Origin of the sequence: Spongiibacter thalassae, from assembly GCF_012272835.1 — a bacterium.
GTDB classification, from domain to species: Bacteria; Pseudomonadota; Gammaproteobacteria; order Pseudomonadales; family Spongiibacteraceae; genus Spongiibacter; species Spongiibacter thalassae.
On record NZ_JAAWWK010000011.1, the window covers coordinates 1 to 15,679 of the forward strand.

13 protein-coding genes and 1 tRNA gene are annotated in these 15,679 nt (G+C 54.9%); all 14 read left to right on the forward strand.

Going from position 1 to position 15,679, the window contains the following annotated elements:
• A partial coding sequence (locus HCU74_RS19640; protein ID WP_210425407.1) for an EF-Tu C-terminal domain-related protein occupies nt 1-120 on the forward strand: 120 nt, incomplete at its 5' end.
• Between the two features lie 45 nt (nt 121-165).
• A tRNA-Trp gene (locus tag HCU74_RS19645) sits at nt 166-241 on the forward strand.
• Between the two features lie 70 nt (nt 242-311).
• Complete coding sequence (secE, locus tag HCU74_RS19650; RefSeq protein WP_168452149.1) at nt 312-677, forward strand: preprotein translocase subunit SecE; 366 nt, start codon at nt 312-314, stop codon at nt 675-677.
• Between the two features lie 8 nt (nt 678-685).
• Nucleotides 686-1,216 (forward strand): transcription termination/antitermination protein NusG, encoded by a 531-nt coding sequence (nusG, locus tag HCU74_RS19655; protein WP_168452150.1) that lies wholly within the window; start codon nt 686-688, stop codon nt 1,214-1,216.
• A 161-nt stretch (nt 1,217-1,377) separates the two neighbouring features.
• The gene (rplK, locus tag HCU74_RS19660) at nt 1,378-1,809 is read left to right on the forward strand and encodes a 50S ribosomal protein L11 (protein WP_168452151.1); all 432 of its coding nucleotides are present in this window, start codon (nt 1,378-1,380) and stop codon (nt 1,807-1,809) included.
• Nucleotides 1,809-2,507, forward strand: coding sequence for a 50S ribosomal protein L1 (rplA, locus tag HCU74_RS19665; RefSeq protein ID WP_168452152.1), 699 nt, complete (start codon nt 1,809-1,811; stop codon nt 2,505-2,507). Before rplK ends, rplA begins: the two co-directional genes overlap by 1 nt.
• Nucleotides 2,508-2,788: 281 nt before the next feature.
• Nucleotides 2,789-3,316, forward strand: coding sequence for a 50S ribosomal protein L10 (gene rplJ, locus HCU74_RS19670; protein ID WP_168452153.1), 528 nt, complete (start codon nt 2,789-2,791; stop codon nt 3,314-3,316).
• Nucleotides 3,317-3,370: 54 nt separating this feature from the next.
• Complete coding sequence (rplL, locus tag HCU74_RS19675) at nt 3,371-3,748, forward strand: 50S ribosomal protein L7/L12 (protein ID WP_168452154.1); 378 nt, start codon at nt 3,371-3,373, stop codon at nt 3,746-3,748.
• Nucleotides 3,749-3,941: 193 nt separating this feature from the next.
• Nucleotides 3,942-8,018 carry a DNA-directed RNA polymerase subunit beta gene (rpoB, locus tag HCU74_RS19680; RefSeq protein WP_168452155.1) on the forward strand — a complete coding sequence of 1,359 codons (4,077 nt, stop codon included), beginning with the start codon at nt 3,942-3,944 and terminating at the stop codon, nt 8,016-8,018.
• Nucleotides 8,019-8,091: 73 nt separating this feature from the next.
• A complete protein-coding gene (rpoC, locus tag HCU74_RS19685; RefSeq protein ID WP_168452156.1) occupies nt 8,092-12,306 on the forward strand; it encodes a DNA-directed RNA polymerase subunit beta' in 4,215 nt (1,404 codons plus the stop codon).
• 137 nt (nt 12,307-12,443) lie between these two features.
• A complete protein-coding gene (rpsL, locus tag HCU74_RS19690; protein WP_168452157.1) occupies nt 12,444-12,818 on the forward strand; it encodes a 30S ribosomal protein S12 in 375 nt (124 codons plus the stop codon).
• Nucleotides 12,819-12,906: 88 nt separating this feature from the next.
• Nucleotides 12,907-13,377, forward strand: a complete 471-nt coding sequence (gene rpsG / locus HCU74_RS19695; protein ID WP_168452158.1) for a 30S ribosomal protein S7 — start codon at nt 12,907-12,909, stop codon at nt 13,375-13,377.
• Nucleotides 13,378-13,410: 33 nt separating this feature from the next.
• Complete coding sequence (fusA, locus tag HCU74_RS19700) at nt 13,411-15,519, forward strand: elongation factor G (RefSeq protein WP_168452159.1); 2,109 nt, start codon at nt 13,411-13,413, stop codon at nt 15,517-15,519.
• A gap of 31 nt (nt 15,520-15,550) precedes the next feature.
• Nucleotides 15,551-15,679, forward strand: a 129-nt coding sequence (locus tag HCU74_RS19705; RefSeq protein WP_246864667.1) for a GTP-binding protein, incomplete at its 3' end; no start/stop codon positions are given.

A 15,679-nucleotide genomic window follows, 5' to 3' on the forward strand; every position in this document is an offset into this window, starting at 1 on the left:
AACGTGAAAATGGACGTAACACTGATTGCGCCCATCGCGATGGAAGAAGGTCTGCGTTTTGCAATCCGCGAAGGTGGCCGTACTGTCGGTGCCGGCGTTGTTGCGAAAATCGTAGAATAAGCTCCGGCTTAAAGAGTTGAACGCCGGACTTTGTCCGGCGCTTGTAGGCCAGTAGTTCAATTGGTAGAGCACCGGTCTCCAAAACCGGCTGTTGGGGGTTCGAGTCCCTCCTGGCCTGCCACTTACGCTGACACCGCTTCGTGAATGCGAAGTGGTGTTTTGCGCTTAGCGAAAAAGGATAAAGTCTGAAGATGGTAGCTAAGGCAGAAGACGGAAGTCGCCTTGATGGCTTGAAGTGGTTGCTAGTTGTGGCTCTGGTTGCGGCTGGCGTCGGCGGCAACATGTACTTTTCGGCAGAGTCGTTGTTGTACCGCGTTATCGCGCTTCTGGTGCTGGCTGTTATTGCGGGCTTTATTGCGGCGCAAACTGCCCGTGGTGCGGCATTTTTTGCGCTGCTCAAGGGTTCGCGCAATGAGATTCGCAAGGTAGTTTGGCCAACCCGCCAGGAAGGAACGCAGACCACATTAATTGTTGTCGCCTTTGTTATCGTTGCGGCGCTGATTCTGTGGGGTCTCGATACTCTGCTGGGTTGGTTGGCATCCATGGTAATAGGCTGAGGTAGGTTATGTCGAAACGTTGGTATGTGGTTCACGCCTACTCCGGTTTTGAAAAGAAAGTGGCTCTGGCACTAAAAGAGCGTATTGAGCTTTCAGGGTTTGCGGATCGTTTTGGCGAAGTGCTGGTGCCCACTGAAGAAGTGGTTGAGATGCGCGGTGGCCAAAAGCGTAAAAGCGAGCGCAAATTCTTTCCGGGTTACGTGCTGATTCAAATGGAATTGGACGACGATACCTGGCATTTGGTTAAGGAAACCCCGCGCGTAATGGGCTTTATTGGCGGCAAGGCTGACAAGCCGGCACCAATTACTGAAAAAGAAGCCGACGCAATACTCCAGCGGGTAGAAAGTGGCGATAAGCCCAAGCCTAAAACCCTGTTCGAGCCGGGCGAAATGGTTCGCGTTATTGATGGTCCGTTCAACGACTTCAATGGCGTTGTGGAAGAAGTGAATTACGAGAAGAATCGCCTGCATGTGGCGGTGCTGATTTTTGGTCGCTCCACGCCGGTCGAACTCGATTTCGGCCAGGTGGAGAAGACTTAAAATTCCGCTAGACGCTAGACGCTAGACGCTAGACGCGAAAGGCGGAGTTTTGAAGTTGGTGGGGTTGGGGCGTCTTGCGTCTCGCGCCTCGCCAAATATAACGGGGAGCCGTTGACGAGTCGCAAGACTTCGAGGCGCTGGTACCCACAAAGGAGAAAGCAATGGCTAAGAAAATACAGGCTTATATCAAGCTGCAGGTTGCCGCTGGCGGCGCCAACCCCAGTCCCCCGGTTGGTCCAGCTTTGGGTCAGCACGGCGTAAACATCATGGAATTCTGTAAAGCGTTCAACGCCCAGACCCAGGAAATGGAAAAGGGTATGCCGATTCCCGTGGTTATCACGGTATACGCGGATCGCAGCTTTACCTTTACCACCAAAACTCCCCCGGCATCCTTCCTGCTGAAAAAAGCAGCCGGTGTTAAGAGTGGTTCCGGTACGCCGAACACGAAAAAAGTGGGCAAGGTAACCCGTGCTCAGTTGGAAGAAATTGCAACGCTGAAAATGCCAGACCTGACTGCGTCAGACATGGATGCTGCGGTGCGCACCATTGCAGGTAGCGCTCGCGCTGCCGGTATCGAAGTGGAGGGTGTGTAATGCCTAAGTTGAGCAAGCGTCAAAAAGCCATCCGCGAAAAAGTTGTTGCCGGTAAGCAGTACAGCATCGAAGAAGCTGTTGCTCTGCTGAAGGAAGTTTCAACTGTTAAATTCAGCGAAGCCGTCGATGTGGCGATCAACCTGGGTGTTGATGCGCGTAAATCCGATCAAGCGGTTCGCGGTGCAACCACTCTGCCAAACGGCACGGGTAAAGAGGTTCGCGTAGCGGTATTTACTCAGGGCGAAAACGCGGAAAAAGCCAAGGCAGCCGGTGCTGATTTGGTCGGTATGGAAGATCTTGCCGAGCAAATCAAAGGTGGCGTCATGGACTTTGACGTGGTGGTTGCCTCTCCCGACGCGATGCGCGTTGTCGGTCAGTTGGGCCAGATTCTGGGTCCCCGTGGCCTGATGCCAAACCCGAAAACCGGCACCGTAACCCCCGATGTAGAAACCGCGGTGAAAAACGCCAAGGCAGGTCAGGTTCGCTATCGTACGGATAAAAACGGCATCGTTCACGGCGCCATCGGCAGCATCAAGTTCGAAGCTCCCGCATTGAAAGAAAACCTTGAAGCGCTGCTTCTTGACCTGAAAAAGGCCAAGCCAGCATCGGCCAAGGGCGTATATCTGAAGAAAATCACCCTGTCCTCTACTATGGGCCCCGGTGTGGTTATCGACCAGAGCAGCCTGGCACTCAAGTAAAACGTATTCGGGCGAGAGTCCGGCAGCTGCGGCTTCGGCCGCAGTTAAGACTTTGTGGTCTTTTGACGGTGACCTACTGTGTCAAACGACAAAGACCATCAAAGACCGTAGGTGAAGCAAACCTGTAACAGGGGGCGTTTCTTAAGGGGTGTGTCGCCTTGGCGATGTTACCGGCACCGGCCTACGCAGATGGTGGATCGGATTTGTTCACCACGCAAAACGGTCGTCAAAATTACTTGGCGGCCTACGGTAAGTAACTGACAAATCCAGGAGTAATCCAAGTGGCATTAAGACTCGAAGACAAGAAGGCGATAGTAGCTGATGTTAACGAGACTGCCGCAAGTGCATTGTCATTGGTTGTTGCCGACGCCCGTGGGTGTACGGTAGGCGAAATGACAGAGCTGCGCAAGTTGGCGCGAGAGTCTCAGGTTGATCTGCGTGTAGTGCGCAACACCCTGGCGAAAATCGCGCTGAAGGGAACTGAATTTGAGTGCGCAGAGGAGGCTTTCAAAGGCCCATCTCTGTTGGCGTTCTCAATGGAAGATCCAGGTGCAGCAGCTCGCATCTTCAAGGATTTTGCGAAAAATCACGCAAACTTTGAAGTGAAAGCACTGGCGGTAAGTGGCCAGCTGATGGGTTCGGATCAATTGGATGTACTGGCAAAACTGCCGACGCGCGATCAAGCACTCTCCATGTTGATGAGTGTGATGCTGGCGCCGGCGACCAAGCTGGTACAGACCATGAACGAAGTTCCCGGCAAGCTGGTGCGTACATTGGCCGCAGTTCGCGATCAGAAAGAAGCTGCTTAATCGCAGCTTAAACAAGTTTTTTAATTCACAATTTGACACAGTAGGGAGTTCAAAATGGCTCTGTCTAAAGACGATATCCTGAATGCAATCGCTGAAATGAGCGTTATGGAAGTGGTTGAGCTTATCTCTGCCATGGAAGAGAAATTCGGTGTAACCGCTGCTGCAGCTGTTGCTGCTGCGCCGGCTGCTGCTGCTGAAGGTGGCGCTGCCGCTGAAGAGCAAACTGAATTTGACGTAGTGCTGACTGGCGCTGGTGAGAAGAAAGTGAACGTTATCAAAGCCGTTCGCGCTATCACTGGTCTGGGCCTGAAAGAAGCGAAAGAAATGGTAGATGGCGCGCCTTCTACTGTTAAAGAAGGTGTATCTAAAGCCGATGCTGAAGCTGCACTGAAAGAACTCGTAGACGCTGGTGCTTCTGCAGAGCTCAAGTAAGTTGAAAATTGGCCTGCATGCAGGCCAATCTCAAGCGAGGCTGGTGGGTTAATCCCGCCGGCCTTTTGCTGTTTGAGACACTAGGTCGGGGCAGGAATGCTCTGGCCAGCGATGGTTCCGCAATGCGGGGCGTCGCGGAAACGATGCCAGCGCCGGTTGCGCAGGGGTCAGGTAATGATGCTGGGGAGTACTGATGGCTTACTCGTACACTGAGAAAAAACGTATCCGCAAGGATTTTGGCAAATTGCCACACGTCATGGACGTGCCGTATCTACTTGCGATTCAGTTGGATTCTTACAAGAAATTTACGCAGCAGGGTGTGCCGGCTGCAGAGCGTGGCGAACATGGTTTGCACGCGGCATTTAAATCTATCTTCCCGATCGTCAGTTATTCAGGCAATGCGGCTCTGGAGTACGTTGATTACGTACTGGGCGTACCCGCGTTCGATGTCAACGAATGTCAGCTGCGTGGTGTCACCTTTTCTGTGCCACTGCGGGTCAAGGTTCGCCTGATTATTTACGATAAAGATTCAGCAAACAAAAGCATCAAAGATATAAAAGAACAGGAAGTTTACATGGGGGAAATTCCCCTGATGACTGAAAATGGTACCTTCGTCATCAATGGTACTGAGCGGGTTATCGTCTCCCAGCTGCACCGCTCCCCTGGCGTATTCTTTGATCACGACCGCGGCAAGACCCACTCTTCGGGCAAGCTGCTCTACTCTGCGCGGGTGATTCCTTACCGTGGTTCATGGCTCGACTTCGAATTCGACCCCAAGGATCTGGTATACGTACGTATCGACCGCCGCCGCAAGCTGCCAGCGACCATCCTGCTGCGCGCTATTGGCATGAGCGCGGAAGAAATTCTCGACACCTTCTTTGACGTAAATACCTTTAAGGTATCCGGCAAGGACAAGTTCTCGATCGAACTGATTCCCGAGCGTCTGCGCGGTGAAGTTGCCACTTTCGATATTTGTGGCAAGGACGGCGAGGTGATCGTTGAGACTGGCCGCCGTATCACTGCGCGCCATATTCGTCAGTTGGAAAAGTCCAACCTGAAAGAGCTGGAAGTGCCACTGGAGTATCTGGTTGGTCGCGCTCTGGCGAAGGACGTGATCGACACCAAGACCGGCGAATTGCTGTACCCCTGTAACAGCGAAATCACCATGGAGATGATTGAACGTCTGCATGAGAGTGGTGTTACTGAAATTGAAACGCTGTACACCAACGAGCTGGACTGTGGTCCCTTTATCAGCGAGACCCTGCGCAGCGACCCGACCAACAGCGAGCTGGAAGCTCTGGTAGAAATCTACCGGATGATGCGTCCCGGCGAGCCGCCGACCAAAGAATCGGCGGAAAACCTGTTCCAGAATCTGTTCTTCTCTGCCGAGCGCTACGACCTGTCTGCCGTCGGCCGCATGAAGTTCAACCGCCGTCTCGGTCGCGAAGAGATCGTTGGCCCCGGCACACTGGACCGCGATGATATTGTCGAAGTGCTGAAAATGCTGGTCAATATCCGTAATGGTAAGGGAATTGTCGATGATATCGACCACCTGGGTAACCGCCGTATCCGTTCCGTTGGCGAAATGGCTGAGAACCAGTTCCGTGTAGGTCTGGTTCGTGTTGAGCGGGCGGTAAAAGAGCGTCTGTCCATGGCTGAGAGCGAAGGTCTGATGCCTCAGGATCTGATCAACGCCAAGCCGGTAGCTGCAGCAGTGAAAGAGTTCTTTGGCTCTTCGCAGCTGTCCCAGTTTATGGATCAGAACAACCCGCTGTCAGAAATTACCCACAAGCGCCGTGTTTCGGCACTTGGGCCCGGTGGTTTGACCCGCGAGCGCGCAGGCTTTGAAGTTCGCGACGTTCACCCGACCCACTACGGCCGGGTATGTCCTATCGAGACCCCTGAAGGTCCGAACATCGGTCTGATCAACTCATTGGCGACCTATGCCCGTACCAACGAGTACGGCTTCCTCGAGAGCCCCTATCGCAAGGTTATCGACGGGAAAGTCACCGACGAGATTGAATACCTGTCAGCCATCAACGAAGCCGAGCAGGTTATCGCCCAGGCTTCTGCAGCAATGAATGACAAGGGCGAGCTGACCGACGAAATGGTTGCGGTTCGTCACATGAACGAATTCACCGTAATGCCGCCGGAAAAAGTCACCTACATGGATGTATCGCCGAAGCAGGTGGTCTCCGTGGCAGCATCGCTGATTCCCTTCCTCGAGCACGATGATGCGAACCGGGCCTTGATGGGCTCGAACATGCAGCGTCAGGCCGTACCGACGCTGAAGGCTGACAAGCCGCTGGTAGGTACCGGTTTTGAGCGCTATGTCGCCTCTGACTCCGGGGTGTGCGTGGTTGCCGATCGCAGCGGTGTTATCGACAGCGTTGATTCCTCGCGCATTGTTGTTCGCGTAAACAACGACGAGGTTGAACCCGGTCAGCCGCCGGTTGATATCTATAACCTGACCAAATACACCCGTTCCAACCAGAACACCTGTATCAACCAGCGTCCGATCGTGCGCGAAGGTGATGCGGTTGTGCGCGGCGACATTCTGGCCGATGGTCCTTCGGTAGACCTCGGCGAACTGGCCCTGGGTCAGAATATGCGCATCGCGTTCATGCCCTGGAACGGCTACAACTTCGAGGACTCCATTCTGGTGTCCGAGCGGGTTGTTAAGGAAGACCGTTTTACCACTATCCACATTCAGGAACTGACCTGTATCGCCCGTGATACCAAGCTGGGGCCCGAGGAGATTTCTTCGGATATTCCCAATGTGGGTGAAGGTGCGCTGGCCAATCTGGATGAGTCCGGGATTGTTTATATCGGTGCGGAAGTCGGCCCCGGTGACATTCTGGTCGGTAAGGTGACGCCCAAGGGTGAAACCCAGCTGACGCCGGAAGAAAAACTGCTGCGCGCCATCTTCGGCGAAAAGGCCTCCGACGTTAAGGACACTTCCCTGCGTGTGCCATCGAGCACCAAGGGTACGGTTATCGACGTGCAGGTGTTTACCCGCGATGGTCTGGAAAAAGACAAGCGCGCACTGGAAATCGAAAAAATGCAGCTCGATCAGTTCCGTAAGGATCTGAACGAGGAGTTCCGTATCGTTGAAGAAGCGACGTTCTCCCGTCTGCGCAGCCTGCTGGTAGGGCAGAGTGTGCTGAGCGGCCCCGGCCTGAAAAAGGGCGACGCCCTTGGCGAAGAGCTGCTGACTGGCTTGAAGAAAGACGACTGGTTCAAGCTGCGTCTTTCCGATGAGTCAATCAACGCCGCTCTCGAGGATGCCGACAAGCAGCTTGGCGAGCACCGCAAGACGCTCGAAGAGCGTTTCGAAGACAAGAAGCGCAAGCTGACAACCGGCGATGATCTGGCACCTGGTGTGCTGAAAATCGTCAAGGTTTACCTCGCGATCAAACGCCGTATTCAGCCCGGTGACAAAATGGCGGGTCGTCACGGTAACAAAGGGGTTATCTCGGTCATCATGCCGGTTGAGGATATGCCCTTTGACGAAACCGGTGAGCCAGTGGATATCGTACTGAACCCGCTGGGTGTACCGTCGCGGATGAACGTGGGTCAGATTCTGGAAACCCACCTCGGTCTGGCAGCCAAGGGTCTTGGGCAGAAAATCGACACCATGCTGCGGGAGCAGCGTGCGGTGGCCGAACTGCGCGACTTCCTCGGCAAGGTCTACAACGACGGCGCCGGACGTGTAGAGGATCTCGATTCCTTCAGCGACCAGCAAATCATCGAGTTGGCGAGCAACCTTAAAGGCGGGGTGCCGATGGCGACCCAGGTCTTTGACGGCGCCAACGAGAGCGAGATCAAGAAGCTCCTGACCCTGGCAGACCTGCCAGACAGCGGTCAGCTGCGACTTTGCGATGGCCGTACCGGTATGGAGTTTGATCGTCCGGTGACCGTGGGCTATATGTACATGCTCAAGCTGAACCACTTGGTAGACGACAAAATGCACGCCCGTTCCACCGGTTCGTACAGCCTGGTTACCCAGCAGCCGCTGGGTGGTAAGGCGCAGTTCGGTGGTCAGCGTTTCGGGGAGATGGAAGTCTGGGCACTGGAAGCCTATGGTGCCGCCTACACCCTGCAGGAAATGCTTACCGTTAAGTCGGATGACGTCAACGGTCGGACGAAGATGTACAAAAACATCGTTGATGGCGATCAGCGTATGGAGCCGGGCATGCCCGAGTCTTTCAACGTACTGGTTAAAGAGATCCGCTCCCTCGGTATCAATATCGAGCTGGACACGGAATAAGCATCAACAACGATTGGCAAGGGGTGCCGTGCGTCGCGCGGCACCTGTTTAACACCCTTGCGGAGGAACGGCCTTGAAAGACTTATTAAATCTACTTAAGCAGGGACAGCAGAACGACGAATTCGATTCGATCCGAATCGGACTGGCGTCGCCGGAGCTGATTCGCTCCTGGTCCTTCGGTGAAGTAAAGAAGCCCGAAACCATTAACTACCGTACGTTCAAGCCCGAGCGGGACGGCTTGTTCTGTGCCAAGATTTTTGGCCCGGTAAAAGACTACGAATGTCTGTGTGGCAAGTACAAGCGCCTGAAGCACCGCGGCGTTATCTGTGAAAAATGTGGCGTTGAAGTCGCGCTGGCAAAGGTTCGCCGTGAGCGCATGGGCCACATCGAGCTGGCCAGCCCGGTTGCCCACATCTGGTTCCTGAAGTCATTGCCGAGCCGTATCGGTTTGCTGCTGGATATGACCCTGCGTGATATCGAGCGCATCCTGTACTTTGAATCCTATGTGGTGACTGACCCCGGTATGACCACGCTGGAAAAAGGCCAGTTGCTGAGCGATGAGCAATACTTCGAGGCGATGGAAGAGTTTGGTGACGACTTTGTCGCCAAAATGGGCGCCGAGGCCATTATGGCCCTGCTCATGGAGCTGGATCTGCGCGACGAAGTTGAGCGTTTGCGTGAAGAAATTCCGGCGACCAATTCCGAAACCAAGATCAAGAAGCTGTCCAAGCGACTGAAGCTGATTGAAGCGCTGGCAGAGTCCGGTAACAAGCCCGAGTGGATGATTATGCAGGTGCTGCCGGTATTGCCGCCGGATCTGCGTCCATTGGTGCCCCTGGACGGTGGCCGTTTCGCGACTTCAGATCTGAACGATCTGTATCGTCGGGTTATCAACCGTAACAACCGTCTCAAGCGTCTGCTTGACCTCAATGCGCCGGATATCATCGTGCGCAACGAAAAGCGGATGCTGCAGGAGTCTGTGGACGCGCTGCTGGATAACGGCCGTCGTGGCAGGGCCATTACCGGCTCCAACAAGCGCCCGCTGAAGTCACTGGCTGACATGATCAAGGGTAAGCAGGGCCGCTTCCGTCAGAACCTGCTGGGTAAGCGGGTCGATTACTCCGGTCGTTCGGTTATCGTGGTAGGTCCGACGCTGCGTCTTCACCAGTGTGGTCTGCCCAAGAAAATGGCGCTGGAACTGTTCAAACCGTTCATCTTCGGCAAGCTCGAAGCCCGCGGTTTGGCCACCACCATCAAAGCCGCCAAGAAAATGGTCGAGCGCGAGCCGCCGGAAGTTTGGGATATCCTCGCCGAGGTCATCCGCGAGCATCCCGTACTGCTGAACCGTGCGCCGACACTTCACCGTCTGGGTATCCAGGCCTTTGAGCCGGTGCTGATCGAAGGTAAGGCGATTCAGCTGCACCCGCTGGTGTGTGCGGCCTATAACGCCGACTTCGACGGTGACCAGATGGCTGTTCACGTACCGCTGACGCTGGAAGCCCAGCTGGAAGCCCGTGCGCTGATGATGTCTACCAACAACATTCTGTCGCCCGCCAACGGCGAGCCGATCATCGTTCCTTCCCAGGACGTGGTATTGGGCTTGTACTGGATGAGTCGCGACCGGGTTAACGCACTTGGTGAGGGCATGGCCTTCTCCAGTCCCCAGGAAGTGCAGCGGGCCTATGCCGGTGGCCAGGTTCACCTGCAAGCTCGGATCAAGTGCCGCGTTACTCAGGTGCAGTTCGACGAAAACGGCGAGCGTCTGGTAAACCGCAGCATTGTTGATACCACCGTTGGTCGTGTCGTGTTGTGGCGCATCGTGCCGGAAGGGCTGCCCTTTGAGCTGGTCAATCAGGCGATGACCAAAAAAGCGATTTCTCGCCTGCTCAACGAGTGCTACCGTCAGGTTGGCTTGAAGGCGACGGTTATTCTCGGTGACCAGCTGATGTACACCGGTTTCGAGTACTCGACCCGTTCCGGTAGCTCAATCGGTGTTAACGACTTCGAGATTCCCGAAGCGAAGGCGAAAATCGTTGCCGCGGCGGATGCCGAAGTGGTCGAAATCGAGAAGCAATACGCCTCGGGTTTGGTTACCCAGGGTGAGAAATACAACAAGGTCATCGATATCTGGTCCCGGGCGAACGACCTGGTATCCAAGTCGATGATGGAAGGTCTGTCCAAGGAAACCGTAATTAACCGTGATGGCGAGGAAGAGCAGCAGGACTCCTTCAACTCGGTTTACATCTACGCGGATTCCGGCGCACGGGGTTCACCGGCCCAGATTCGTCAGCTGGCGGGTATGCGTGGTCTGATGGCCAAGCCCGATGGCTCGATCATCGAAACGCCCATTACGGCGAACTTCCGCGAAGGTCTGAACGTACTCCAGTACTTCATCTCGACCCATGGTGCTCGTAAAGGTTTGGCCGATACCGCACTGAAGACCGCTAACTCCGGTTACCTGACCCGCCGTCTGGTAGACGTTGCGCAGGATCTGGTTATTACCGAAGACGATTGCGGTGCCGATCAGGGTCTGCTGATGACCCCGGTTATCGAAGGTGGTGACATCATCGAAACCCTGGGTGACCGCGTACTGGGTCGTATCGTGGCCAAAGACGTACTCAAGCCCGGTACTGACGATCTGGCCGTGGCTGCCGGCGTTATGCTGGACGAGAAGTGGATTGTCGAACTGGAAGAAATGGGCATCGACGAGATCGAAGTGCGCTCGCCGATCACCTGTCTCACCCGTCACGGTGTGTGCTCCATGTGTTACGGCCGAGACCTGGCTCGTGGTCATCTGGTTAATCGTGGTGAGTCGGTCGGTGTTATCGCCGCCCAGTCCATCGGTGAGCCGGGTACCCAGCTTACCATGCGGACCTTCCACATTGGTGGTGCGGCCTCGCGGGCAACCGCTATTGATAATATCCAGGTCAAGCAAGACGGTAAGGTCCGTCTGCACAACCTGAAATTTGTAGAGCGTGAAGACGGCAATCTGGTGGCGGTAAGCCGTTCCGGCGAGCTGGCCATCACCGACCGCAGTGGTCGTGAGCGCGAGCGCTACAAGCTGCCCTACGGTGCGATCATCAAGGTTGCTGACCGCGATGAGGTCAACGCTGGCGACATCGTTGCTACCTGGGATCCGCACACCCACCCCATCATCACTGAAGTGGCCGGTATCGTGAAGATGTCGGGCATGGAAGAGGGGATTACCGTTAAACGTCAGACTGATGAACTCACCGGTTTGAGCAGTATTGCGGTTATGGAGCAATCAGAGCGTCCGGCGGCGGGTAAAGATATGCGCCCGGCGGTGACACTGGTTGATGCCAACGGCGAAGAATTGTGCCTGGCGGGTACCAACGTTCCCGCCCACTACTTCCTGACTGACCACGCGATCGTCAGTCTGGAAAACGGTGCGGAAGTGAAGGTTGGTGATGTTATCGCCAAGATTCCGCAGGAAAGCTCGAAGACTCGGGACATCACCGGTGGTCTGCCCCGTGTTGCCGACCTGTTCGAAGCGCGTAAGCCGAAAGAGCCTGCAATCCTGGCGGAAATCAGCGGTACTGTGTCCTTCGGCAAAGAAACCAAGGGCAAGCGTCGTTTGATTATCACTCCGGCCGACGGTAAGCCGCTGTCAGATGGCAGTGATTACTACGAAGTGCTGATTCCGAAGTGGCGCCAGCTGACCGTGTTCGAAGGTGAGCAGGTCGAGAAGGGCGAGATTGTGTCCGAAGGGCCGCTGAGCCCCCACGATATTCTGCGTCTGAAAGGGGTTGAGGAGCTGGCCAAGTACATCGTTAACGAAATCCAGGACGTTTACCGTCTGCAGGGTGTAAAAATTAACGATAAGCACATCGAGGTCATCTGCCGTCAGATGCTGCGCAAGGTTAACATCCTCACCTCCGGTGACTCGTCCTTTATCAAGGGTGAGCAGGCTGAGTACGTGCGGGTGGATGAAGAGAACGAAACGCTGTTGGCTACGGGTAAAATCCCGGCCAGCTTCGAGCGTGAGCTGCTGGGGATTACCAAAGCCTCGCTGGCGACGGAGTCCTTCATCTCTGCGGCCTCCTTCCAGGAGACCACTCGCGTACTGACTGAAGCAGCGGTAACGGGCAAGCGCGATTACCTGCGTGGCCTGAAAGAAAACGTGGTGGTTGGTCGATTGATTCCTGCGGGAACCGGTTTGGCTTACCACAGCGCGCGGAAGAAGAAGCGCGACGAGGCCGGCAGCTCGGTATCGGCGCAGGATGTCGAAGCAGCATTGTCAGAGGCGCTGAGCGATCACCAAGGCTAAGCGACTATGACAGCTTGACGAAAGGGGGGCGCATCTTTAGAATTCGCGCTCCGCTTTTTTTATCTACGTTGGCGGCAGCCGGCGTATCGTCGGTCAGCACATACAGTGCTGGCCTTTAGTATTTGGAGCTTTATTAAATGGCAACGATTAACCAGTTGGTTCGTCAGCCGAGAAAGCGCAAAGTCGCTAAAAGTGACGTTCCTGCTCTGCAGGCCTGTCCTCAGCGTCGTGGCGTGTGTACTCGCGTTTACACCACTACCCCTAAAAAGCCAAACTCAGCACTGCGTAAGGTTTGCCGTGTGCGTTTGACCAATGGCTACGAAGTATCGTCCTACATCGGCGGTGAAGGTCACAACCTTCAGGAGCACAGTGTTGTGCTGATCCGCGGCGGTCGTGTAAAGGATTTGCCAGGTGTGCGTTACCACACTGTTCGCGGCAGTCTCGATACCTCTGGTGTCAACAACCGTAAACAAGCTCGTTCCAAGTACGGAACCAAGCGTCCCAAGTCGTAATCGACGGACGAATCAATATATTTGAGTAAGGCCGGGTCGTCGCACAGCGATTGTCACCTGGATTACCCTGAAGAGAGAGTAGTGCATCATGCCAAGAAGACGCGTCGCCGCTAAGCGGGAAATCCTGCCAGATCCCAAGTTCGGGAACCTTACCCTGGCCAAGTTCATGAACCACGTTATGGTGAGTGGTAAAAAATCGGTTGCAGAGCGCATCGTATATGGAGCTCTGGACCTGGTGCAGGAGCGTTTGAGCAAAGACCCCATCGAAGTATTTGACGAGGCGCTGGAAAACATCGCGCCGATGGTCGAAGTTAAATCCCGTCGTGTCGGTGGTGCAACTTACCAGGTGCCTGTAGAAGTCCGCCCAAGCCGTCGTACGGCTCTGGCAATGCGCTGGTTGGTGGACTACTCCCGTAACCGTGGTGAAAAGTCTATGCGTCAGCGTCTGGCTGGCGAAATCATTGACGCTTCACAGGGCAAAGGCTCTGCAGTTAAGAAGCGTGAAGACGTTCACCGTATGGCTGAAGCCAACAAAGCGTTCTCGCATTTCCGTTTCTAGTCAATCCATCACCAAGTGTTTGGGGAATAGATCGTGGCTCGTAAAACTCCTATCGGCAGATATCGCAATATTGGTATTTGTGCTCACGTAGACGCCGGTAAAACCACTACCACCGAGCGGGTTCTGTTTTATACAGGGCTCTCGCATAAAATTGGTGAGGTACACGACGGCGCTGCGACTATGGACTGGATGGCTCAAGAGCAGGAGCGCGGCATTACCATTACCTCCGCCGCGACTACCTGCTTCTGGGCGGGTATGCAGCAGCAATTCGAGCAGCACCGTATCAATATCATCGATACCCCGGGGCACGTTGACTTCACTATCGAGGTTGAGCGTTCTCTGCGGGTGTTGGATGGTGCTGTGGTGGTGCTTTGTGGCTCATCCGGTGTTCAGCCCCAAACAGAAACCGTATGGCGTCAGGCCAATAAATACGAAGTGCCGCGCATGGTCTTCGTCAACAAAATGGACCGTGCAGGCGCCAATTTCACCCGGGTAGTCGAGCAGTTGCGCACTCGTCTTGGTGCGACCGCTGTGCCGATGCAGATGACGATCGGCGCGGAAGAAGACTTCAAGGGTGTGGTCGACCTGGTCAAGATGAAGGCAATCATCTGGAATCAGGAAGATCAGGGGATGACCTTTAGTTATGAAGACATCCCGGCAGACATGCTTGAAACATGTCAAAAAATGCGTGAATACATGGTGGAGTCTGCGGCGGAAGCCAGCGACGAACTCATGGAGAAGTACCTCGAAGGCGAAGAGCTCAGCGAGGAAGAAATCAAGGCGGGTATACGCAAGCGGACACTGGCGAATGAAATTATTCCGGTGTTCGGCGGCTCGGCCTTCAAGAACAAAGGTGTTCAGGCGGTACTGGATGCCGTGATTGAATACATGCCCTCGCCCACCGAAGTTAAGGCGATCGAGGGTACGCTTAACGACAAGAATGAGACGGTGGCAACTCGTGAGGCAGACGATAGCGCCCCTTTCGCGGCCTTGGCGTTCAAGATAGCGACAGACCCCTTTGTGGGTACACTGACCTTCTTCCGGGTGTATTCCGGCAAGCTGGAAAGTGGTACCGGGGTGTTGAACTCGGTCAAAATGAAGAAAGAGCGGGTTGGGCGTATGGTGCAGATGCACGCCAACGACCGCCAGGAAATCAAAGAAGTGTTGGCGGGGGATATTGCTGCCGCCATCGGCCTGAAGGATGTCACCACCGGTGACACCCTGTGTGACCCCGATAACGTGATTGTGCTGGAGCGGATGGAGTTCCCTGAGCCAGTTATTTCGGTGGCGGTAGAGCCGCGCTCAAAGGCAGATCAGGAAAAGATGGGTGTTGCGCTGGGTAAGTTGGCTCAGGAGGACCCTTCTTTCCGGGTGAAGACCGATGAAGAAACCGGGCAGTGTATTATCTCCGGGATGGGTGAGTTGCACCTGGATATCCTTGTTGATCGTATGCGTCGGGAGTTCAGTGTTGAGGCGAATATCGGTAAGCCCCAGGTGGCCTACCGCGAAGCCATACGCAACAGCTGTGAGATAGAAGGCAAGTTTGTTCGCCAATCCGGTGGTCGAGGTCAATACGGTCACGTATGGATTCGCTTTGAGCCAGCTGATGACGCCGGTGCCGAGGGTCTTGAGTTCGTTAACGAAATCGTTGGCGGGGTTGTGCCCAAGGAATATATCCCTGCAATACAAAAGGGGATTGAGGAGCAGATGCAGAACGGTGTTGTCGCCGGGTATCCGCTGCTGGGTCTGAAGGCGACGGTTTACGACGGCTCCTACCACGACGTTGACTCCAATGAGATGGCCTTTAAGGTTGCCGCGTCAATGGCAACCAAAAAGCTGGACGAGCACGGTGGTGCTGTTCTGCTTGAGCCGATCATGCGGGTCGAGGTGGTAACGCCGGAGGAAAATATGGGTGATGTTGTGGGTGACCTGAACCGTCGTCGCGGCATGATTCTGGGCATGGATGAATCCGTGTCAGGCAAAGTGATAGATGCTGAAGTGCCGCTGGCGGAGATGTTTGGCTATGCAACAGATTTGCGTAGCGCGACCCAGGGGCGTGCAACATTTACCATGGAGTTCGAGAAGTACTCAGAGGCGCCGCGTAATATCGCCGACGAAATCATCGCAAAAAATAAAGGTTAACCTTTCAATATTCAGCTAAGAGGACCAAGCCATGGCAAAGGCAAAATTTGAACGTACAAAACCCCACGTTAACGTGGGAACCATCGGTCACGTTGACCACGGCAAAACCACTCTGACTGCGGCGTTGACCCGTGTTTGTGCAGAGGTTTTCGGTGGCGAG

What these genes read in the sequence shown, in the direction of transcription:
- nusG (WP_168452150.1), top strand. Translation starts at nt 686, where the DNA reads ATGTCGAAACGTTGGTATGTGGTTCACGCCTACTCCGGTTTTGAAAAG.
- rpsG (WP_168452158.1), top strand. Translation starts at nt 12,907, where the DNA reads ATGCCAAGAAGACGCGTCGCCGCTAAGCGGGAAATCCTGCCAGATCCC.
- rplL (WP_168452154.1), top strand. Translation starts at nt 3,371, where the DNA reads ATGGCTCTGTCTAAAGACGATATCCTGAATGCAATCGCTGAAATGAGC.
- rplK (WP_168452151.1), top strand. Translation starts at nt 1,378, where the DNA reads ATGGCTAAGAAAATACAGGCTTATATCAAGCTGCAGGTTGCCGCTGGC.
- rpoB (WP_168452155.1), top strand. Translation starts at nt 3,942, where the DNA reads ATGGCTTACTCGTACACTGAGAAAAAACGTATCCGCAAGGATTTTGGC.
- secE (WP_168452149.1), top strand. Translation starts at nt 312, where the DNA reads ATGGTAGCTAAGGCAGAAGACGGAAGTCGCCTTGATGGCTTGAAGTGG.
- rplA (WP_168452152.1), top strand. Translation starts at nt 1,809, where the DNA reads ATGCCTAAGTTGAGCAAGCGTCAAAAAGCCATCCGCGAAAAAGTTGTT.
- rpsL (WP_168452157.1), top strand. Translation starts at nt 12,444, where the DNA reads ATGGCAACGATTAACCAGTTGGTTCGTCAGCCGAGAAAGCGCAAAGTC.